Source organism: uncultured Sulfitobacter sp. (genome assembly GCF_947502895.1).
Classification (GTDB): domain Bacteria; phylum Pseudomonadota; class Alphaproteobacteria; order Rhodobacterales; family Rhodobacteraceae; genus Sulfitobacter.
On sequence record NZ_CANNBM010000001.1, the window covers coordinates 1,385,368 to 1,405,358 of the forward strand.

The following is a 19,991-nucleotide window of genomic DNA, read 5'->3' on the forward strand; positions in this document are numbered from 1 at the left end:
TGCGTACTTCTGATGCGCCGCTTTGCCCTCATAATCGTCCCGTACGCATGGCTTCTAGCGCTCTTTCTGATCCCGTTTCTGATCGTCTTCAAGATATCGCTGTCAGATACCGCGCTGGCCATCCCGCCCTATGCACCCACTATTAAAGACGGCCTTGGCGCGCTGATCCAAGGGCTCGACTTTGAGAACTTCGTGTTCCTGACCACCGATGATCTCTATTACAAAGCCTACCTGAGCAGCCTCAAGATTGCGCTTATCTCGACCGTGCTGACGCTGATGGTCGGCTACCCGATCGCTTATGCCATGGCGCGCGCGCCGCAGGAATGGCGCGCCACGCTGATGATGTTGGTTATTCTGCCCTTTTGGACCTCGTTCCTCATCCGCGTCTACGCGTGGATCGGTATCCTCAGCAACGAGGGGCTGCTAAACCAGTTGCTCCTTTCTATCGGTCTGATCTCCGAGCCGCTTACCATCCTCAACACCAATACCGCCGTCTACATTGGCATCGTATACACCTACCTGCCCTTTATGATCCTGCCGATCTACGCACAGCTTGACCGTATGGACGACAGCCTGATCGAGGCAGCAGAAGACCTTGGTTGCTCGCGCCTCTCGGCGTTTTGGCTGGTCACGATTCCCCTGTCGAAAAACGGCATCATTGCGGGCTGCTTTCTGGTGTTCATCCCCGCGCTGGGCGAATTCGTGATCCCCTCGTTGCTGGGTGGTTCCGGTACGCTGATGATCGGCAAAGTTTTGTTCGAAGAATTCTTCAACAACCGTGATTGGCCTGTGGCCTCTGCCGTGGCGGTGATTTTGCTGCTTATCCTGATCGTCCCCATCGTACTGTTCCAGCGCAACCAGCAAAAACAGGCGGAGGCGGAAACATGAAGCGCCTCAGTCCTTTCAATATTACCTCGCTGACCCTCGGGTTTGCGTTTCTCTATCTGCCGATGGTTCTGCTGGTGATCTACAGCTTTAACGAAAGCAAACTCGTCACCGTTTGGGCAGGGTTCAGCACAAAATGGTATGGCGAACTGCTGCGCGACGAGGCGTTCCTCAATGCCGCATGGGTGACGATCAAGGTTGCTGTCATCTCCTCCACCATCGCTACCCTGCTGGGTACAATGGCAGCCTACGTGCTGGTCAATGCGGGCCGTTTCTTTGGCCGTACGCTGTTTTCGGGCATGATCTATGCGCCGTTGGTCATGCCCGAGGTCATCACAGGGCTGTCGCTGTTGCTGCTGTTCATCGGCATTGGTCTGGACCGTGGTGTGCTGACAATCGTGCTGGCGCATACCACTTTTTCCATGTGTTACGTCTCTGTAGTCGTCTCTTCGCGGCTCGTCAGTTTTGACCGCTCGCTCGAGGAAGCGGCCCTAGATCTGGGGTGCAACCGTTTTGATGCCTTCCGCCTTGTGACCCTGCCCATCATTGCCCCTGCGGTGATTTCGGGCTGGTTGCTGGCCTTCACACTTAGCCTCGATGATCTGGTGATCGCCTCATTTGTGTCTGGTCCGTCCTCAACCACGCTACCGATCAAGATATGGAGCGCGGTCCGACTTGGTGTTTCGCCCGAGATCAACGCGCTCTCTACCTTGATGATCGGTGTTGTGACTGTGGGTGTAATATCCGCTTCGCTGATCTCCAAACGCAACACAGTGCGGGCGCAGAAGGACGCACAAGCGGCCGAGCGCGGCGCGTGAAACGCATTTTTGGCGCATATGCCTACGGTGACGGCCCGCGGGCAGATTGCTGGTGGGATGAAACATCCGATAGTCTGCAATACGCGCCCTTTGCGGATACGGGTCGCACAGATGTTGCGATCATTGGGGCAGGTTTTACCGGAATATCCGCCGCCCTGCATCTGGCCCAAGCGGGCGTCAGCGTGACAGTGCTCGACGCCCAGCATGTTGGCTGGGGAGCGTCAGGACGCAATGGCGGCTTTTGTTGCTTGGGCGGTGGCATGGCTTGCGATGCCGCCCTTGACCACCGCTTTGGCAAAGCGGGGCGTATCGCCTATCACCGAACCGAACTGGCAGCAGTCGAGATGGTCGCGCATCTGATTGAGACATATGGCATCAATGCCGACCGTCATTCGCGCGGCGAGACAGTGCTGGCCCACCGCGCAAAAGATATTGCCGCCCTGCGTGCCCATGCCGTGACGGTAGAAGAAAACTATGGCGTGCCTCACTACCTGCATGGTGCGGATGATCTGGACGCGCTTGGAATGGGCGGACCGTTCCATGGTGGTTTGACCGTGGAGGCAGGCTTTGGCCTTAACCCCCGCAAATACATCGACGGCTTGGCGCATGCGGCGGTTCTTGCAGGGGCGCGGATATATGAAAAAAGCAGCGTCTCATCGTTGGCACAGCAGCAGGGGGGGACAGTTCTTGACGTGAATGGCCACTCTTTGACTGCGGATCATGTTATCATCGCAACCAACGGCTATTCTTCGGATGATTTGCCTGACTGGCTGGCTGCACGGTATCTGCCCAGCCAGTCGAATGTGATCGTCACCCGTCCGTTGACCGATGATGAGCTTGTGGCAGCAGGATGGACGACCGATCAGATGGTCTATGACACCCGCAATTTGCTACATTATTTCCGTCTCATGCCAGATCGCCGGTTTCTGTTCGGCATGCGGGGTGGCTTGCTCACCGGTGCGCAGGCAGAGATGCGCGCAGCGGCAAAAATCCGTCAGGATTTTGAAGCGATGTTCCCCGCATGGCGCGGCGTCGAGACAGCACATGGCTGGTCCGGGATGGTTTGTCTCGCGCGTGATATGCTGCCCTTTGTAGGTCAGGTTCCTGACCATTCCGGTTTGTGGGCTGCCCTTTGTTATCATGGAAATGGCGTTGCCATGGGAACCTACAGCGGCGCGCTGTTGGCGCAGTTGGTGCAGGGCCGCACGCCTGATATGCCGTACCCTGCGGCCATGCAAACGCCCCTGCGCCGGTTTGAGCTGGGGCGTTTTCGGCGTGCAGTCATGCCGCTTGCCTATGCAGGTCTGATGTTGGCGGACCGTTAGGTGCCTTCGCGAAGGGCGGAAATGCTGGCCGCGGGCGCTTCGGCCCCACCGGCAAAGATGACCCGCGGCTCGGCACCTACATTTTGCACTTCGACGATTCGGGCATAGGTTGCAGCAGGTGTGGCGGGCAAAGTGATATCACCGCTGCCTGTCGCCTCCACCTCAAAGCGGTACAGACCTGCTGGGACGGGCTGACCGTCCTGTTTTACGCCAGCCCATAGAACTGGATCAGAAGAGACAGGCAGTGCTCCGCGATCCACTTCGCGACCCTGCACGTCATAGACGACCAGCTCCATCGCTTGCGCGCCAGGTGGCACTGTGGGCAGCACGGTCAGGGGTGCGCTGTCGAACTGGACAGGTGCGGTCGTGCGCCCCTCCATCCCGATCCATCCTGCCATCTGGCCCATAGTGCTGCTGCCCAACTGGTTGGCCAATGCCGTCAGCAGATCGTTGGATAGTACCTGCTGTTCGACCATGGAAAACTGCGCCAGCTGCGCTGCATATTCCGAACTGTCCAGCGGCTCCAGCGGGTCCTGATATTCGGCCTGTGTGGTCAGCATTTTGATAAATGTCTCGAAATCAGAAGACAGAACCGCTTTGGTTTGAGGTGCTGACGCAGCCGCGCTGACAGCACTTGCTGCGCCATTGGAGGTGAGTGTGGGGGAAATCATAACTGCTCCTTACAAGCGAATATCGACGCCGCCAGCTGGCGTCTGGTCAAGGTCTATTACCGAAACAGCATCAGGCGTCTGATCGCCTTGCTGAGGATTGTGAGATGCGGTGTTTTTCGGGTCACCAGATCCGCCATCACCGGATTGATCATCACTCTGAGTGCCCTGCCCGAAGGCAAAGTTGATCTGGTCATAGCCCATGCTGCGAAAACTCTGGCCAAGCTGGTCAATGTGGCGGCGCATCAGATCAAGTGTCTCTGGACGTTCTGCTACGATATTGACGGTGATCGTGCCATCATCAGCAACAATAGACATGCGAACGCGCCCCAGTTCCTGCGGGGACAGCGCGATTTCTACGGGCTTATGCGCTGCCTGTGCCATTACCTCTACCAGTTGCCGCGCGACATGTGGCGCAAGATCGGCACGCAATGGTGCTGTAGCCACTGTGGTGGTCGCTTGCGTTCGGGCCGTGTCCCAACCTGAAAACTCAGGTTGGTCAGCAGGCATAAACAGGGGTGAAGCGCCTTCTTTGCCCAAAACCTCGCCTGCTGCTGATAAAACGGGAGGTGCTGGGGTATTGGCGGTCGGTTTTGTCTGTTGGGGTGCAGCGTTTGGCGCGGGGGCCGACGCCATGTGAGGTGTCGTGAATACGTTGCTGTTGTGTGCTGACCTTGGTGTCGGGGCGGACGAGTCCCGCTCATTATGCGGCGTCATATCTGGCTGTGGTACCATCCTGCCTGGTGGGGTTTGTACCGCAGCTGGTATGTGAAGCGCAGATGGTATGTGAGACGCAGAAGTGTTCGGTGTGTTCACGACATGTGGTGCGGGTTGCGGTTGCGCAGCGATAGTTGGAGCGGCAGATTGCCGTACGGCCAGCGGGGCCACTGCCTGTTCGGGCAGGGAAACGGGTGCGGATGTATTGAGCGTTGCCGCAGGCTTAACCGTTTGTGGCACCTCTTGAGAGAGTGGTGTCTTTGCCAGAGTGATTTCGGGCGCTTGCACCCCGAAGCGTTTCGGTTCGGGCGATGTGAATTGCGGATCACCAGCTGCGGAGTATTCTTTCCCACCGTCGGTAACAGGGTCAATTTGCTGGATGGGCAAACGGGTTTCCATTGCTACGGACGGTGTATTTGTCTGTGCAGCCAAAGGAATGCGCGCGCGTACTTCTATCGGCTGCGACATATCCTGACGCTTGTGAACTTCGGCTTTTGGCATGGCAGCCACGGAACTACTTTGCGTTTCAGTGATGTCCTCTGATGGCACCTGCGAAGGTGCGGGATCAGCCCGCGGCGCGGCGTACGGCGTGATTTTGTGCCGTGCAATTGTTGAGTGCTGTGTGGTGGCTTGTTTTGAGTGCTGTGCGGTGGCTTGTTGCGAACCATCCGACGGCTGTGCAATTCTGGCGGACTGCGTCAGAATTGCGGTGCCAGAATTAGGTGCGGGTGTCTGTATGATTGTAGGCATGCCATCCGAAACCGTTTGACCCGGTTTTGGGGTATGCGCCGCATATGCAGGTATGGTGCTGAGCGTGGCAGCCGAGATAACGGCCTCACTGCTAGACGGGGTTGGCACAGCCTGCCTGCCTTTTGGCAACGCGATATTGGTGCGATCTTCAGGCTTATGAGTTTCATGAGCTGTCGCGGTCCGCATCGGGAGTTCTGGCAGATCGGATTGTCTTACCGCTATCGCAGGTCCAGTCTCTGGCGTCTGGTTTTTGGAAGTATTTGTTGCTTCAGGCTGTTCCGTTGCCTGCATCCGCGTCGTGCCAGTGGGTTCTGTCACGGTTATCTTGTTTGGACGGTTTGGGATGTCCGGTGCCGCTGGATTGCTGATTTCGGGATTGCGTTTGGCTGGCTGTTCTTTTCCAAGCCGCCCGTCTTTCGGAATTGGCACGTCCCTATGAACGTGGTCAACTTGCTTCGGTTTTGCCTGATTGTCAGGTGTAATGGCCATGCCTGTACGATGATCCGGAAGGGCTGATTTCACAGGATTAGAGGGCGGCCGAATATCAACCGTATTCAGGTCAGATGGCTGCGCCTTATCACCCTTTTGTGCGTTGGTGTTGCCAGCGATATCAGACGCTTTTTGCGTTGCTTCCGTCTCTGAGGGGGGCGCTGGTTTTTGGGGGCTTTCCTTTGCGAGCGCAGCAAACATTCCTGCGAAATCGGGCTGTTGTTCTGCTGATCCCTTGCCTGCCAAGAGCACAACTGCCGCATCAGAATCAGCTGCTACAAGTGGCAACACGCCTGTGTTTGCGCCGCTTTGTCCTACGGGAATATTCATGATGCACCTTTCGGGGTTCTGCCTCGATCCGCTGCACTATCCACATTCTTCGTTACCGGTTGTTTACTGCTTTGCCCTCATGCTTGGAAAAATCCACGCAATTTAAGGAGTTTTTGGATGATCCCGATTCCCCCCTCACCGCCCCCTGTCGTATCCACGCCGCCGCCGCGCGATGCCGCTTTGATGGAAGCGGCCCAAAACCTAGAAGCGGCCTTTTTGGCTGAAATGCTGCAATCCGCAGGCTTGGGCAAAACAAGCGAGGCTTTTGGCGGGGGTGTGGGCGAAGACCAGTTCGGATCGTTCCTAATTCAGGAGCAGGCCAAGCACATCGTCAAATCAGGCGGTATCGGGCTGGCACAATCCCTATTCGACGCATTGAAGGAGCAAACAAATGACGAATGAATCAATCGACCTGTCCAAACTGGAAGCCCTGTTGGAGCAGGAGCGTGCGTTTCTGCTAGAGGGTGATCTGGAAGGGCTCGGAACGCTGCTACCCGTCAAGGAACACCTGATGGACTTGCTGCTGGATGACGCGGAGATGAACCGCGCAAAAATCCAGCCACTGGAGGAAAAGCTGCAACGCAACCAGTTGCTGCTGGACGGGGCGCTGGACGGGATACGTGCGGTTGCCACGCGGCTTGCTGCTTTGCGGCAGGTTCGTTCGGCGCTGGATACCTATGATGCGCAAGGCCGCAAACAAAGCGTTGTGACCCAGACCGTTCAAAAAGTGGAAAAGCGTGCCTGAGGATGGTGGTCGTAAATCAACGAACAGGCCCGTGTTTGAATGTGTTTGGGCCTGTTGAATAAAATGCGCGCAACTGGGGCGGTGGCCGTTAAGAATTTGGAAAGCAGGCGATGGGCATGTTCAGCGGGCATCCGGTTGTCGGGTGGCACACTTGCCCGAAAAGGCAGGCGTATAGGTCAGAATGGCATTCCTGTCCCGCAATCGCGTGGACGTTATCCGGCGTAAAGCGCCGCACCGAAAAAGGAACATGCTTCAATGTCGAGCATTCTTACAAACAACAGCGCAATGGTTGCCCTGCAAACTCTCAAATCCATCAACAGCAATCTGTCGGACACGCAAAATGCGATCTCGACCGGTAAAGAGATCAATGGTGCGAAAGACAACGCATCCATTTGGGCCATTTCCAAAGTGATGGAATCCGACGTGTCTGGTCTGGATGCTGTCAAAGACAGCCTTGCCACTGGCCAGTCGGCTGTTGCCGTTGCAAGTGCTGGCGCGGAATTGATCGTTGAAACGATCAAGGAAATGCAGGCGCTTGCCATCTCTGCACAGTCCGAATCTGCTAACTTTACGCAGATCGACGCTGAAATGGCCGCCAAGAAAGAGCAGTTGGATTCCATTGTTGCAGGTTCGCAATTCAATGGTGTGAATCTGCTGAACACGGATACCGATGGTAACGGTGCAACCGGTTTGTCGGTTGTTGGTTCGATCAACCGTGTCGGTTCTGGCGCTGCAACTGCAACAACGATTGATGTTGCAACTGCTGATCTGGAGGCGACTGTTACCGACATTACGCTGACAGGTACTGCGGATACAACAGATGCCGCAACAACCTATGGCGAATTGACCACAATGCTGACAGCCGCGATCACTGGCGCTGCGGCGCTGGGTACGTCAGCCAAGCGTCTGGATGACCAGTCCAACTTCGTCTCCAAGCTGTCGGACTCGCTGACATCTGGTATCGGATCACTTGTCGATACGGACATGGAAGCGGCATCTGCTAAGTTGCAGGCTTTGCAAACACAGCAGCAGCTGGGTGTTCAGGCCCTGTCGATTGCCAATCAGGCGCCGCAGACCATCCTGTCTCTCTTCCGGTAAACTCTCACTGGTTAAAAACAGTTGGAGGCGCGTTTTCGCGCGCCTCCGGCATAGCTTTTAAAGAGTAGGGACTACCGTGAATACAACTCAACTTGCCCACCAAGCGTACTCTCCTAAGTCCGCGCCTCTCAGATCGGCCCGTCGTGTCGAATATGATGTAATCGCACGGATTACCTCGCGGATGACGGCAGCAATGAAAGCGCGGGATTTCAACAAGCTCATCCATGCGCTTCATGAAAACCGCACTCTGTGGCGCAAGTTTTCGATGGATGTGGCGCATCCCGACAATTTACTGCCTGATGATCTGCGTGCACGCCTGATCTATTTGGCCGAATTTACCGAACAACACACGCGTAAAGCGATCCGCCGAGAGGTTTCGGCCACAGCGCTTGTCGAAGTGAACACTGCGATAATGCGCGGATTAAAATAGATTGGAATCCAACATGAGCGGTCTTGTCCTAAAGCTGGGTCCGAAAGAACGGGTGCTGATCAACGGTGCCGTTATCGAAAATGGAGATCGTCGCAGTCGGCTTGCGATCATGACTCCCGATGCAAAAATTCTGCGGTTGCGCGACGCAATCCATCCCGAAGATGCAAAAACCCCTGTGCGCCGCGCATTGTTTGCCGTCCAGTTGGTGCTGTCGGGCGATAAGGACGCTGAGTCGGCCCATCTGCCGCTGTTGCGGCAGGTCGAAGAACTAAGCCAGGTATTTACCGATCCCGACAGTCGCCAGATGCTGGCAGAGGCCAGTCAGGCGGTGATCGAAAAGCAGCATTATCGCACGCTCAAAGCGTTGCGCGCATTGTTGCCCCGTGAGGAACGGTTGTTGGCCGTGCGGCCAAGCTGATGTTTCAGCCTGTTATTCCCATCGGTGGTCTGGGCGGCTGGCGGTTTCTGCAAGAGACCTATGACAGCCAGTTCAAGGCCTTTACCCAATCGGCGCAGCTGCAACGCGGCTCGGACTACTTCCGTGAGAATATTGGCGCGATTGAAACCGCCGAGGAATTGGTCGCGGACCGGCGTTTGCTAACGGTGGCGTTGGGCGCGTTTGGCTTGCAAGACGATATCAACAGCCAGTTTTTCATCCGTAAAATCCTTGAGGAAGGCAGCGTCAATGACGATGCGCTTGCCAACCGCTTTAGCGATCCGCGCTACAAGGAGATGTCACAGGCCTTTGGGTTTGGACCAGGGGAGTTCCTCAAAGTGGGGGAACCGGTATTCGCCGAAGCGATTATCGACCGCTACGAAACCATCGAGTTCGAGATCGCAGCCGGTGAGCAAAATGAAGCGATGCGTTTCGCCCTATATGCGGAGCGTGAGATGGGATTGCTCGCGGGTGAGGATATGTCGAACGACGCCAAGTGGTTTACGCTGATGGGTGAACCACCTTTGCGGAGCCTGTTCGAGACTGCACTAAACCTGCCAAGTGCCTTTGGCCAGATTGATATCGACCAGCAATTGGGTGTGTTCAAAGAACGGGCAAATAAGGAATTCGGTTCGGATGATTTGAGCATCTTTAGCGATCCCGAGCTGGTCCAGGAGTTGATCACGAAGTACGTTGTTCGCGATCAGATTGCACAGTTCAACAACAGCTTTTCATCAAATGCGATCGCGTTGACCTTGTTGCGCGGGGGCTAGCCTCACGCGCTACGCCGCTACCGAGAGGCCAGCGCGGCGCAGGATCAATTCCAGCTGGCTAAAGCTGCGCTGGGCGTCTTCGGGCTCAATCTTGGCAAGGAAATCCTCAATCTCAGGGTGCAACTGGATGGCTTTGTCGATCTCGGCATCGCTGCCGTGGGTGTACAGGCCTGCACGGATCATCATGGCATTCGCGTCATATAGGCTGATCATCTTGCGTGCTTGAGCCAGCATCGCGTTCTCCCGTGTGCTGGCTGCCGCAGGCAGGCTGCGCGAAACAGACCTGAGAACATCCACAGCAGGGAAACGCCCACGCTCTGCAATTGCGCGGTCCAGCACCATATGCCCGTCCAGAACGCCGCGCAGAATATCTGCAATCGGCTCGTCCATATCCGAGCCTGCGACCAGAACACTGAAAAGCGCGGTAATATCGCCTTGGCTGCTGGCACCGGGTCCGGCACGCTCGCATAGCGAAGTGATCAGGTGTGTGGTGGAAGGGGGGAAGCCCCGCAGCACGGGTGCTTCGCCTGCTGCAACAGCCACCTCGCGGTGCGCTTCGGCAAAGCGGGTGATCGAATCGGCCAGAAAAAGAACAGAGTGCCCCGCATCGCGGTAATGCTCGGCCACGGCCATCGCCGTCCAAGCGCAACGTCGGCGCAAGAGGGGGGATTGATCTGATGTAGCGGCGACAACAACTGCGCGCGCCAGCCCATCTTCTCCCAACACTTCATCAACAAAATGGCGCAGCTCGCGGCCCCGTTCGCCGATCATGGCGATCACGACTATATCCGCGCTCATGTGACGTGCGAATTGCCCGAGCAACGTGGATTTGCCCACACCAGAGCCTGCAAACAGGCCCATCCGTTGACCCTGTACAATAGGCAACACTGTGTTTGTGACGGCCAGCCCCGTGCTTAGACGATGGCCAAAGGGCCGTCGATTGGCGGCGTTCGGCGGAGGGCAGAGCAGGCGGCGGGCATGCGCACCGCGCAGCAAAGGCTTGCCGTCCAGCGGGTTGCCCGTGGGATCAATGATGCGGCCCAGCCATTCGGGCGAGGGTGCAATCACCGCAGGAGCCAGCAGTGTCACCATATCATTCAGGCTAATCCCTTCTGGTGGTGCCTCGGCCAGCATGACCAAAGTATCGCCGACAATTTGAACGACTTCGCCGCGCAGCGGTGCGCCGCGTTTGCGGTACACCTGCAAGCCGTCCCCGATAGAGGCGTCATGTGACAGGCCAGTAATGTGCAGCGCTGCACCGTTCGCGCGGCTGACACGACCAACAGGGCGCACAGCGCGCAGATCAGCGATATGGGCAACTAACCCGTCGATAAGCGATGCGTCTGTCATGGTGTTCCTTTGGTTGCTGCTCACTGTTTCTAAAGGAATCACCCTTAAGCCTTCATTGAAATTACAGCGTGGAGAATCCCGATGTTCGAAAATTTATCAGTCTTTCAGACAGCTTCGGCCATGGCGCGCCATGCTGGGCAGAGCCAAGCGGTTATTTCCCAAAATGTGGCGAACGCCGACACGCCGGGATACGTGGGCAAGCAAATGCCGCCTTTTGCGATGATGTACGCGCCTGACAATGCTGCCGGTACACAGCGGGCCACCCGTGAGGGGCATCTGCACGGCAGTGCTGCGACCCAATCAATGGCCCCTGTCGATATGCGTGGCGGCGACAATCCCAATGACAACACGATCTCGTTGGAAAACGAACTGCTGAAAGCCGCCCAAGCAAAAAGCCACCATGACCGCGCGTTGGCGATTTATAAATCCGCGTTGGACGTGCTGCGTGTGGCTGGCCGCACCAAATAGGAGAACATGATATGAGCGATTTTTCATCAGCCCGATCTGTATCGGCCAGCGGTATGCAGGCGCAGGCGCAACGATTGCGGCACCTGTCAGAAAATATCTCGAACGCAGACACACCCGGTTATCGCCGCAAGCTGATCTCGTTCGAGACGGCGTTGGGGCAGGGTCAACGGGTTTCAAAGGTTGAGGTGGGGCGCGTACGTCTCGACCAGACCGATCTGTCACAAGTCTATGATCCTGCGCACCCGCTAGCGGATGAAACCGGCCAATATGAAGGCTCTAACGTAAACCTTTTGATCGAATTGGCTGACGCGCGCGAGGCGCAGCGGAGCTATGAGGCGAACCTGAAAATGTTCGATCAGGCGCGCAAAATGTCGAGCAGTCTGATGCAGCTGTTGCGCCGTTAGGGCGCGCAAATTTACTAAAAAAGGAGATCCAGAATGGAACTAAAATCACTTTCCGCCATCCAGAATTACACCTCTGCCAAACCTGCGACCACACCCGCGGAGGGCGAAGGCGGCTCCGCTGCGATGCTTCGCGGTGTTGCAGGGGATTTTGCGTCAACATTGGCCAAGTCCGAGCAGATCGCACAGGCCAACATGATGGGCCACGCCGACCCGCATGCTTTGGTACAGGCGCTTGCGCAAACGGAACTGGCCGTCGAGACGGCAGTGAATGTGCGCAACAAGGTCGTTGAGGCCTATCAGGAAATCTTGCGGATGCCGGTCTGATGAAAGGCCGCGTCTGATGATGGATGAAATGGTGTTCTTTGACACCATGAGGCAGGGGCTATGGGTCGCTTTTGTGATCTCCCTGCCCATCCTTGTCGCCGCACTGGTGACAGGTGTCTCTATTGGTTTGGTGCAGGCGCTGACGTCAGTTCAGGAAATGACCCTGACGTTCGTGCCGAAACTGGCCGCAATCGCGGTCGTGTTCTGGATGTCCATGCATTTTATGACCAACACACTTGTCGCGTTTTTTCACGATCAGATCATCCCGCTCATCATCGGAGGATAAAGATGGAAAGCACTGGCTATATCACGCTGACCCGTCAATCGGGCCTGCAACGCGAAATGCAGGTGGTTGCGAATAATATCGCGAATGCCGCAACAACGGGGTTCCGTGCCGAGGGGGTTATTTTTTCGGAGTACGTCAAATCTGTTGATCGTGGTGCTTCGCTGTCGATGGGGCAGGGCAACATTGGCAAAACATCTTTTGAGCAAGGTGGGTTACGCCAGACGGGCGGTACCTTTGATTTCGCAATTGAGGGGGATGGGTATTTTGTTGTGCAGACCCCGATGGGGGACCGCCTGACGCGTGCAGGCGCGTTTTCGCCCAGTGCCGACGGGCAGCTGGTTACGCCTGACGGCTTTCCTGTGCTGGACGCTGGCCGCGCACCGCTGTTTGTCCCTGCGGGGGCTGGCACATTGGCGGTTTCATCCGACGGTACGCTGAGCATGGAGGGTGCGCCGTTGGGCCAAATGGCCATCGTGCGCCCGTTGGAGCCGTTGGGCATGGTCCGTGAAGACGGGGTAATGTTTCGCGCCGATGCCGGTGACGAACCCGCCGAGCAAGCCCGTGTGCTGCAAGGATTTGTCGAAGGGTCCAACGTAAACCCGCTGCTCGAGCTGAGCCGGATGATCGAAGTCCAGCGCGCCTACGAGATGGGCCAGAGCTTTCTACAAACAGAGGACGAGCGCGTGCGCGCGGCCGTCAAAACCCTGACACAATCCCAATAAAGGAGAGAGCTTATGCGCGCCCTTACCATCGCCGCCACCGGAATGAGTGCCCAGCAGATGCGGGTCGAGACGATTTCCAACAATCTCGCGAATATGAGCACGACAGGCTATAATGCCCGTCGCGCTGAATTTGCGGATTTGCACTATCAACAGATGGCGCGGGCCGGATCGGTCAACGCCGCCGATGGCACAGTGCTGCCTACGGGTGTGCAGCTGGGTCTCGGCGTGCGCCCTGCCGCCGTGAGCGTTCATTTACAGCAAGGGTCACTCTCTGCCACGCAGGGTGATCTGGATGTGGCTATTGACGGGCTGGGCTATCTGGAAGTGACCCTGCCGAATGGCCAGACGGCCTATACCCGTGATGGCGGTCTCAAACGCACAGGTGAAGGGCTGATCGTTACGTCCGAAGGCTTCCCAGTGGGGCCCGAAATTACCATCCCCGCTGATGCGCGCAGTATTTCGATCAACGCGGATGGCGAGGTTTATGCATATTTTGACGAGGCTGCGGGTGGGCAGCTGCTGGGGCAGTTCACGCTGACGGGGTTTACCAATTCAAAAGGATTGGAGGCGATTGGCAGCAACATGTTCCTTGAAACCGAAGCATCGGGACCTGCGCTTGTCTCGTCCCCTGGGCAGGATGGATTGGGCACGCTGCGCCAAGGCTATCTGGAGGACAGCAGTGTAGATGCCGTGCGCGAAATCACCGAATTGATCGAAGCGCAGCGCGGCTATGAAATGAACGCCAAAGTCATCTCGGCTGTCGACCAGATGATGGGCGCAACCACGCAGGTGCGCTGATGAGAATGGTTGCTATCGCCTCTGCGGCTGTCATGGCCTTTCCTGTCTTTGCCGATATCGTCGTGCCTGCGCGCACGATCCGGCCCAACCAGATTATTCTGGAAACGGACGTTACTGTTGCGGCGGGCGATCTCGCGTCGGGTTACGCGCGTCTGTCGGATGTAATCGGCCAAGAGGCGCGTGTTGCGCTCTATGCAGGCCGACCCATTCTGTTTGGCGATATCGGACCACCTGCCGTGATCACACGAAACCAGATTGTTGGCCTGCGGTATCTTGCTGGCGGGATCAGCATCACCACCGAGGGCCGGGCATTGGAACGGGGCGCTATTGGCGACCGCATCCGCGTCATGAACTTAGGTTCGCGCGCGACCATCTTTGGCCAAATTTTGGAAGACGGCACTATACAGGTAAGGAACTGATCCTATGCATACCCCACTCAAACTCGGCGGTCTTGTTATTCTTGGCATGACGATGGCCTGTGCGCGGGCCGACCACATTGGCAGCCCACCCAGTTTTTCCCCAGCTATGGAGGCGCCAGAGGCTCGCGCCATGATAGAGCCGGGATTGCCGGTGGTCATTGGCAATGACCGACCCGTTGACGCCGCATCGCTTTGGTCGCCCGCGCGTGCATCGCTGCTGGGGGATCGTCGCGCTGTTGTGCGGGGCGATATCCTGACAGTAGTGATCGAGATTGACGAGAAGGCTGAAATATCCAACTCCTCAGATCGCAGCCGCTCGGGGTCTGAAAGTCTGAGTGTGCCGGGGTTGTTCGGTTTGCCGCAACGCCTGAACAAAAAATTGCCAGAAGGTGCATCAGCAGATGAGTTGGTCGGGCTTGATTCCCAGAGCAGTTCATCTGGTGACGGCTCCGTTACGCGCAAGGAAAAGCTGGAGCTGCGGATCGCGGCAGCTGTTGTTGATGTATTGCCAAATGGCGTTCTGTCGATTTCGGGCAGTCAGGAATTGCGCGTGAATTTCGAACTACGCGAATTGCTTGTGACCGGATTTGTGCGACCCGAAGACGTCTCTCGCCAGAACGAAATCACCTATGACAAAATCGCGTCAGCACGTGTTTCGTATGGGGGTCGCGGCCAGATCAGTGATGTTCAGCAGCCACGTATCGGGCAGCAGGTACTCGATGCTGTCTTGCCGTTTTAATCAGAGGGTTCTGGAATGAAAAAACTTCTTCCGCTTGTTTTATTGCTGATCGGCGCTGGTGCAGGTGTGGGTGCTGGGATATTTCTGCGCCCCGACCAAGCACCGTTGGCAGAGGCCACTGATATGGATCCAGCCAAAAATGAGGCCGGAACTGATGATAAGGAGAGTGGTGACACCAAGAAAGCAACTGACAAGGAGAACGACGAAAAGGAAGCGGCAACGGCAGAGTTCGTCAAATTGAATAACCAGTTTGTCGTGCCGATTGTTGCTGCTGACAAGGTAACGGCCTTGGTTGTTCTCGCGTTGAGTATCGAGGTGCCAGCTGGAAAAACCGATACTGTCTATCTCAGAGAGCCGAAACTGCGCGACAGCTTTCTGCAAGTGCTTTTCGATCATGCAAATATGGGTGGTTTTGAGGGGAATTTCACCAATGCGAAGGTGTTGGGTCGATTGCGCGCAGCCCTGCTTGAGGTCGCCCAAAAGGATTTGGGGAAGGACGTTGCAAATGACGTCCTCATCATCGAGATCGCGCGACAGGATTACTAGGTCTTTTGGCCTTGTCTAAAACAGCATGGATGAAATGGCGCGGTCCAATTGTGACTGCGCCATTTTTTGTTGCGCTTTGGTATGCGTTTCATCCACCAGGGTTTGCGTGACGAGAACCTTGCCATATGCGTGTCTAACTTGAGAAATATGGCGCTCTTTCACAGCGAGTACTTGCGCTAACTGCATGTTAAGCTCTCGCTTTTTACGGCCAATCCATGCTTGCCACAGAACATCTGCGCCAATTGCCTTTTGCGGTGAATCTTTGCTCGCGCGGCTGTCCGCCATCTGCTGGTCCAGCTGAGTAAGAGAGGCGCGCAGGCGGTTTTCCTGGACCATCAGGCGCGCAAAGCTCTCTTGTTGTTGGCGGTATTTGATTTCGACCACTTGTTGCATCGTTTTCAGATCTTTTAGGTTGCTCATACGGCACCCTTGGCGCGGGCGCGCATCTCTTCGGCAAAACGGATCGCGGCAGCAACTGCGGCGTAGTCTTCATGTCTGATCTGATTGCCGATCTCTACGGCGGCATGCAGCGCGCGCGCGGTCGGGGGATCGGAGTGTATCGGAACGCCAGCTTCGGCGCCCAAACGCCTTATGGTTGCGGCTATCTCGTCCACACCTTTGGCCACGCAAACAGGTGCCTCACCGGGAAGGCGGCTCCATTTCAGGGCAACGGCAAAATGGGTCGGATTCACGATAATGACATCGGCTGTTGGTACGTCTTGCATCATCTGGTTTTGGGCGGCGCTAAAGGCGCGCTGCTTGCGTTCTTGTTTCTGATGCGGGTCGCCTTCGCTCTCTTTGGTTTCGTCAGTGACTTCTTTTCGGGACATCCGGTTTTTGCGCATATGTGACTCGTGTTGCCAAACCGCATCCACGCCACCGATTGTACCGGACACGACAACAACCACGCCCAAAAATGTCATGCAAATTTTGGCGAGTAGGGAAATAACGGTATTGGGATCGGTTTGTAAAACGGCGATCATTTCGGGCAGCCAAAGATAAATGAACATGGCCAGACAGGTAGAAAAGATCAGCAGTTTTGCGAAACTTTTGAAGAACTCGAATATCCCGTCAGCACCAAACTTGTTTTTGGCGTTGGAAATTACCGATATCCGGCTGAGTTTCGGCTCTAACTTGCTGGGCGCGAAGACCCAAGCCTGTTGAGCGAACAGAGCCAGAATTACAGCAACGGCAGGGAGTGCAAAAAAGGGGATCAATCCCGAGCCGACCATCTGCAAAATACTCATAGACGGAGCGGCAGCACGGCCGCCGAAAAAGAGGGTGGCCAGCTCATCTGGTTGGTCGAGCAACGTCATGAGAGCGGATCCAACATAGCCCAACCCTGATGCGCCAAAGGCGGATAACGCGACCAACAGACCGAGATACCCGCATGCTGTCAGCAGGTCGGTAGATTTAGGAACGTCGCCCTTTTTACGCGCCTCAAGAAGTTTTTGCGGAGTTGGGTCAAAACTCTTGTCGGCAGAGTCTTCGCTATCACTCATGGGACTGGCTCTAGCGGGTTTGCGATGAAGTTGTTGAGCGCCTCCAGCCACGTTGACAGAAGCAAAGGCGCGGACAAGCACAAGAGCATCAGACCACCTGCTGTGATCACTGGCGCACCGACAAAGGCCACCATAAGCTGTGGCATGGCCTTGTTAATCACGCCCAGGGCAACATTATAGAGAACCGACAAAACGACAAATGGCGCAGCCAATGTAAAGGCCAGCGAGAAAGCCCGCCTGATCTGGTCTACACCCCATTCAGATACATCAGCCCCACTGGGAAACTGACCCATTGGCAACATCTGGTAGGAGAGGATGACCATCTCGGCGACACGCACATGCAAACCGGTCATCACCGCGAGTGCGAGCCCGCCCATCACTAGAATATGGCCCATAGCGGGAACAGGCTCTGCCATTGCGCCGCCGAGAATTTGCGCCAAAGAAGTTGATTGCGCCGCAATAGAGCCTGCAGTTTGCAACGCAAGAATGAACAAGCGGATGCCGATGCCCAGAATGAGGCCGGCGGTAATTTCTGTGAAGATGATCCAGAATACAGTTTCAAATTGCATTGGTTGAACCGGGGCGGCGACTGCAGGTGCTATGATAAAGGTGAAGGCCAGCGCGATCCCCAATTTTACCCGCGCTGGTACTGACTGTTCGCCAAATGCTGGCAGCAGGCTCACCAAGGCACTCACCCGCACGAAAACGGCAAAGCCTTGCCAAAGAAGGGCATCGGTGATGTCCATAAGCTCTGCCAGATTTTGCATCATGCGGGAACAACACCGACAAGCGACGGCCTTGCATCCAGTCCGATCTCTTCGAATGATAAAACGGGTGAATTGATGCCTTTTGCCCGCATCACGGTGTGCATGAAGCGGCGGCGGCGGGTGTTGGTAACGATCGCGGGGTAGATACCGTTCTTGTTTGCATCGTTCAGCTTCTGGGAAACACCGTCGGCGAGTTGGTTGAAAAGATCGGGCGGCAGCGCGATGTCGAGGCCGCGATCCGCATCAACCTGATAGGCGCTGAAGGTGTCTTCCCATTCAGGCGCAAGTTGCACCAAGGGCAGGGTTCCGTCTGCGCGGCGCATTTCGGCGACCAACTGAAAACCGAGGCGCTGGCGCACCAGCTCGCAGATAGCTTCGGGCTGAGAGTTTTGACCGCGTGCTTCGGCGGTTGCCTCGAGAATGAGAGGCAAATTGCGGATTGAAACTTGCTCGGCCAATAAAAGACGGAGAACGGAATGGAGGACATCAACAGGCACTTTGTCCGGTATCAGCTCATCCAGCAGCTTGCGATTTGCTTCTGCCCGCATGGGTGACGATATGTTTACCATTTCCTCCAGCAATCGGCGCAATGATTTGAGGGTAAGAAGCCGTGGAAAGTTCCTTTTGACGACCTCTAGAAGATGAGTGGCGAGGACCTCGGCCGGGCTGACCAGCGTGACACCCAACAGGGCGACCTCCTCCTGATCCTTGGCATTGATCCAGCGAGCAGGGGCACCGTAGACAGGCTCGACTGTGTCTGTGCCTGAGGGAAGAACATCGGGATTTTCTGGCGCGAGGGCGAGTACCTGTTCGGGGCTCAGTTCGGCGCGCGCCTGTTCGACGCCTTGAATACGGATCAGATAGGTGCCAGCCGAAAGGGCCGGATTATCTGTCAGTCTGATCTCGGGCAGAATGAGGCCAAACACAGAAGCCACATGCGTACGCATGTTTACAATCCGCGCGTCGAGCCCAGTACCGGGATCGAGCACCATGCCGACAAGGTCAGGTGCAAATTCAACGTGAATATCATCAAGTTCCAGAACGTCGCCTAGCGGTTTGTCGCGGGGCAACGGCTCTGCTTCTTGTTCGTCGATAATAATGGGGGCGAGGGCAGCTTTTCTATACATGCGGTAAGATAAAAACCCCAGCCCTACTGCACCTGCCATAAAGGGAATGAAAGGCATGCCAGGAACAATCGCAAAGAGCGCCATCAAACACGAGACGGTTGCAAGGGCTGCGGGATGCTTGCTGAGCTGCGCAAACATTGCAAGATCGGTAGATCCCTGCGCACCGCCCCGTGCAAGCAAAAGCGCCGAAGCAATCGAGATAATCACAGCGGGAATCTGGGAAACCAGGCCATCCCCGACCGTTAGAATTGCATAAGTTTCAAACGCGGCACCGATGGGCATGTCATGGACCAGCGTTCCCATGATCAGACCTGCAACGAGATTGAGCAAGGTAATCAAAAGGCCAGCAATCGCATCGCCTTTTACAAATTTCGACGCGCCATCGAGAGAACCGAAAAAGGTGGTTTCTTGTTGTTCGCGCGCGCGGCGTTCTTTCGCCTCTTCGTGGCTGATTGCGCCGGCTGACATGTCTGCGTCAATCGCCATCTGTTTGCCAGGCATGCCGTCGAGGGCGAAGCGCGCACCAACTTCGGCCATACGCGTAGCGCCTTTGTTGATCACCATAAAGTTCACGATCAGAAGAACGCAAAACACAACCAGACCGAGAAAAACCGAGCCGCCCATGACGAATTGTGCAAACCCTTCGATCACTTCACCAGCAGCATCAGTTCCGGTATGCCCCTCACCAATAATCAGCTTGGTTGAGGAAACATTCAGCGACAACCGCAGCATGAGAGATGCCAGAAGAATTGTCGGGAAGGCGGAAAAGTCGAGAGGCCGTTCAATAAACAAGGTGACGGTGAATATCAGAATGGCGAGTGCGAAGGAGGCTGCCAGACCTGTGTCCAAAATCCATGCCGGCATCGGCAAAATCATCATCACAATGATGGTCATCAGCGCAACGGCTAAAAGGACTGTTGGCTGATAAAGCGCGCGAATGGAAAAATTCATACGCGCCTCCATCTCACCGCGTCATGTGCGATTCGGGTTCTGGACATATGACGGCTATAAAATGCGGCGCTGGTTTCCCATTTTTCATCTGTGCCGGAGCAGCAGAATATCGCTGCGATACCAA

Annotated in this window: 25 protein-coding genes; 18 read left to right on the plus strand and 7 right to left on the minus strand. The window is 56.1% G+C overall.

The genetic code is table 11. The annotated features are described in order from the left end of the window. Window positions 1–12 precede the first annotated feature (12 nt). From Q0903_RS06795 to Q0903_RS06805, 3 genes are read left to right on the plus strand one after another with little or no spacing between them, the layout of a single operon-like run. The gene (locus tag Q0903_RS06795; protein WP_299413987.1) at window positions 13–888 is read left to right on the plus strand and encodes an ABC transporter permease subunit; all 876 of its coding nucleotides are present in this window, start codon (window positions 13–15) and stop codon (window positions 886–888) included. After that, window positions 885–1,703 (plus strand): ABC transporter permease subunit, encoded by an 819-nt coding sequence (locus Q0903_RS06800; protein WP_299026849.1) that lies wholly within the window; start codon window positions 885–887, stop codon window positions 1,701–1,703. The genes Q0903_RS06795 and Q0903_RS06800 overlap by 4 nt, the downstream gene beginning before the upstream one ends. After that, on the plus strand, window positions 1,700–3,028 hold the full coding sequence (locus Q0903_RS06805; protein ID WP_299413990.1) for an FAD-dependent oxidoreductase: 1,329 nt from the start codon (window positions 1,700–1,702) through the stop codon (window positions 3,026–3,028). Before Q0903_RS06800 ends, Q0903_RS06805 begins: the two co-directional genes overlap by 4 nt. Here Q0903_RS06805 and Q0903_RS06810 read toward each other — a convergent pair. Both Q0903_RS06810 and Q0903_RS06815 read right to left on the minus strand, forming a co-directional pair. Beyond that, complete coding sequence (locus Q0903_RS06810) at window positions 3,025–3,699, minus strand: flagellar hook capping FlgD N-terminal domain-containing protein (RefSeq protein WP_299413993.1); 675 nt, start codon at window positions 3,697–3,699, stop codon at window positions 3,025–3,027. The genes Q0903_RS06805 and Q0903_RS06810 overlap by 4 nt on opposite strands. 9 nt (window positions 3,700–3,708) lie before the next feature. Continuing rightward, on the minus strand, window positions 3,709–5,982 hold the full coding sequence (locus Q0903_RS06815) for a flagellar hook-length control protein FliK (RefSeq protein WP_299413995.1): 2,274 nt from the start codon (window positions 5,980–5,982) through the stop codon (window positions 3,709–3,711). Between the two features lie 117 nt (window positions 5,983–6,099). On the opposite strand from Q0903_RS06815, the gene Q0903_RS06820 reads away from it, so the two are divergent. The 6 genes from Q0903_RS06820 to Q0903_RS06845 all read left to right on the plus strand — a co-directional run bounded on the left by Q0903_RS06820 (window position 6,100) and on the right by Q0903_RS06845 (window position 9,464). Then, window positions 6,100–6,384: a rod-binding protein gene (locus Q0903_RS06820; RefSeq protein ID WP_299026861.1), complete on the plus strand. Its 285-nt coding sequence runs from the start codon at window positions 6,100–6,102 to the stop codon at window positions 6,382–6,384. Continuing rightward, a complete protein-coding gene (locus Q0903_RS06825) occupies window positions 6,374–6,727 on the plus strand; it encodes a hypothetical protein (RefSeq protein WP_299026863.1) in 354 nt (117 codons plus the stop codon). The genes Q0903_RS06820 and Q0903_RS06825 overlap by 11 nt, the downstream gene beginning before the upstream one ends. A gap of 255 nt (window positions 6,728–6,982) precedes the next feature. Continuing rightward, a complete protein-coding gene (locus Q0903_RS06830) occupies window positions 6,983–7,825 on the plus strand; it encodes a flagellin (RefSeq protein ID WP_299026866.1) in 843 nt (280 codons plus the stop codon). Window positions 7,826–7,901: 76 nt separating this feature from the next. Then, window positions 7,902–8,255 (plus strand): flagellar biosynthesis regulator FlaF, encoded by a 354-nt coding sequence (gene flaF, locus Q0903_RS06835; protein ID WP_299026869.1) that lies wholly within the window; start codon window positions 7,902–7,904, stop codon window positions 8,253–8,255. 13 nt (window positions 8,256–8,268) lie between these two features. Then, window positions 8,269–8,673 carry a flagellar biosynthesis repressor FlbT gene (flbT, locus tag Q0903_RS06840; RefSeq protein ID WP_299026872.1) on the plus strand — a complete coding sequence of 135 codons (405 nt, stop codon included), beginning with the start codon at window positions 8,269–8,271 and terminating at the stop codon, window positions 8,671–8,673. Continuing rightward, a complete protein-coding gene (locus Q0903_RS06845; protein ID WP_299026875.1) occupies window positions 8,673–9,464 on the plus strand; it encodes a DUF1217 domain-containing protein in 792 nt (263 codons plus the stop codon). Before flbT ends, Q0903_RS06845 begins: the two co-directional genes overlap by 1 nt. Before the next feature lie 9 nt (window positions 9,465–9,473). On the opposite strand, the gene Q0903_RS06850 is transcribed toward Q0903_RS06845, so the two are convergent. After that, window positions 9,474–10,814: a FliI/YscN family ATPase gene (locus tag Q0903_RS06850; protein ID WP_299414000.1), complete on the minus strand. Its 1,341-nt coding sequence runs from the start codon at window positions 10,812–10,814 to the stop codon at window positions 9,474–9,476. An 81-nt stretch (window positions 10,815–10,895) separates the two neighbouring features. Here Q0903_RS06850 and Q0903_RS06855 point away from each other — a divergent pair, with 81 nt between their 5' ends. Genes Q0903_RS06855 through Q0903_RS06895 form a run of 9 tightly spaced genes read left to right on the plus strand, consistent with a single transcriptional unit; the run spans window position 10,896 to window position 15,520 of the window. Next, window positions 10,896–11,282, plus strand: a complete 387-nt coding sequence (locus Q0903_RS06855; protein WP_299026881.1) for a FlgB family protein — start codon at window positions 10,896–10,898, stop codon at window positions 11,280–11,282. Window positions 11,283–11,293: 11 nt separating this feature from the next. Then, complete coding sequence (gene flgC / locus Q0903_RS06860) at window positions 11,294–11,686, plus strand: flagellar basal body rod protein FlgC (RefSeq protein ID WP_299414003.1); 393 nt, start codon at window positions 11,294–11,296, stop codon at window positions 11,684–11,686. Window positions 11,687–11,719: 33 nt separating this feature from the next. Continuing rightward, window positions 11,720–12,010, plus strand: a complete 291-nt coding sequence (gene fliE / locus Q0903_RS06865) for a flagellar hook-basal body complex protein FliE (RefSeq protein ID WP_299026886.1) — start codon at window positions 11,720–11,722, stop codon at window positions 12,008–12,010. A 16-nt stretch (window positions 12,011–12,026) separates the two neighbouring features. Further along, window positions 12,027–12,296 (plus strand): flagellar biosynthetic protein FliQ, encoded by a 270-nt coding sequence (locus Q0903_RS06870; RefSeq protein ID WP_299026889.1) that lies wholly within the window; start codon window positions 12,027–12,029, stop codon window positions 12,294–12,296. A 2-nt stretch (window positions 12,297–12,298) separates the two neighbouring features. Further along, on the plus strand, window positions 12,299–13,018 hold the full coding sequence (locus Q0903_RS06875) for a flagellar hook-basal body complex protein (protein ID WP_299026891.1): 720 nt from the start codon (window positions 12,299–12,301) through the stop codon (window positions 13,016–13,018). Window positions 13,019–13,030: 12 nt separating this feature from the next. Further along, on the plus strand, window positions 13,031–13,816 hold the full coding sequence (gene flgG, locus Q0903_RS06880; protein WP_299026894.1) for a flagellar basal-body rod protein FlgG: 786 nt from the start codon (window positions 13,031–13,033) through the stop codon (window positions 13,814–13,816). After that, complete coding sequence (gene flgA / locus Q0903_RS06885) at window positions 13,816–14,235, plus strand: flagellar basal body P-ring formation chaperone FlgA (protein WP_299026897.1); 420 nt, start codon at window positions 13,816–13,818, stop codon at window positions 14,233–14,235. The genes flgG and flgA overlap by 1 nt, the downstream gene beginning before the upstream one ends. Window positions 14,236–14,239: 4 nt before the next feature. Continuing rightward, window positions 14,240–14,974, plus strand: a complete 735-nt coding sequence (gene flgH / locus Q0903_RS06890; protein WP_299414008.1) for a flagellar basal body L-ring protein FlgH — start codon at window positions 14,240–14,242, stop codon at window positions 14,972–14,974. A gap of 15 nt (window positions 14,975–14,989) precedes the next feature. Continuing rightward, complete coding sequence (locus Q0903_RS06895) at window positions 14,990–15,520, plus strand: flagellar basal body-associated FliL family protein (RefSeq protein WP_299414011.1); 531 nt, start codon at window positions 14,990–14,992, stop codon at window positions 15,518–15,520. A gap of 15 nt (window positions 15,521–15,535) precedes the next feature. Here the strand turns inward: Q0903_RS06895 and Q0903_RS06900 are convergent, their stop codons facing one another. From Q0903_RS06900 to flhA, 4 genes are read right to left on the minus strand one after another with little or no spacing between them, the layout of a single operon-like run. Further along, window positions 15,536–15,940 (minus strand): hypothetical protein, encoded by a 405-nt coding sequence (locus Q0903_RS06900; protein ID WP_299414012.1) that lies wholly within the window; start codon window positions 15,938–15,940, stop codon window positions 15,536–15,538. Continuing rightward, window positions 15,937–17,022: a flagellar type III secretion system protein FlhB gene (locus Q0903_RS06905; RefSeq protein WP_299414014.1), complete on the minus strand. Its 1,086-nt coding sequence runs from the start codon at window positions 17,020–17,022 to the stop codon at window positions 15,937–15,939. Before Q0903_RS06905 ends, Q0903_RS06900 begins: the two co-directional genes overlap by 4 nt. Beyond that, window positions 17,019–17,792, minus strand: a complete 774-nt coding sequence (locus tag Q0903_RS06910) for a flagellar biosynthetic protein FliR (protein ID WP_366141481.1) — start codon at window positions 17,790–17,792, stop codon at window positions 17,019–17,021. Before Q0903_RS06910 ends, Q0903_RS06905 begins: the two co-directional genes overlap by 4 nt. Next, entirely contained in the window at window positions 17,789–19,867 is a 2,079-nt protein-coding gene (flhA, locus tag Q0903_RS06915; RefSeq protein WP_299026911.1) for a flagellar biosynthesis protein FlhA, read from the minus strand. Before flhA ends, Q0903_RS06910 begins: the two co-directional genes overlap by 4 nt. Window positions 19,868–19,991 lie beyond the last annotated feature (124 nt).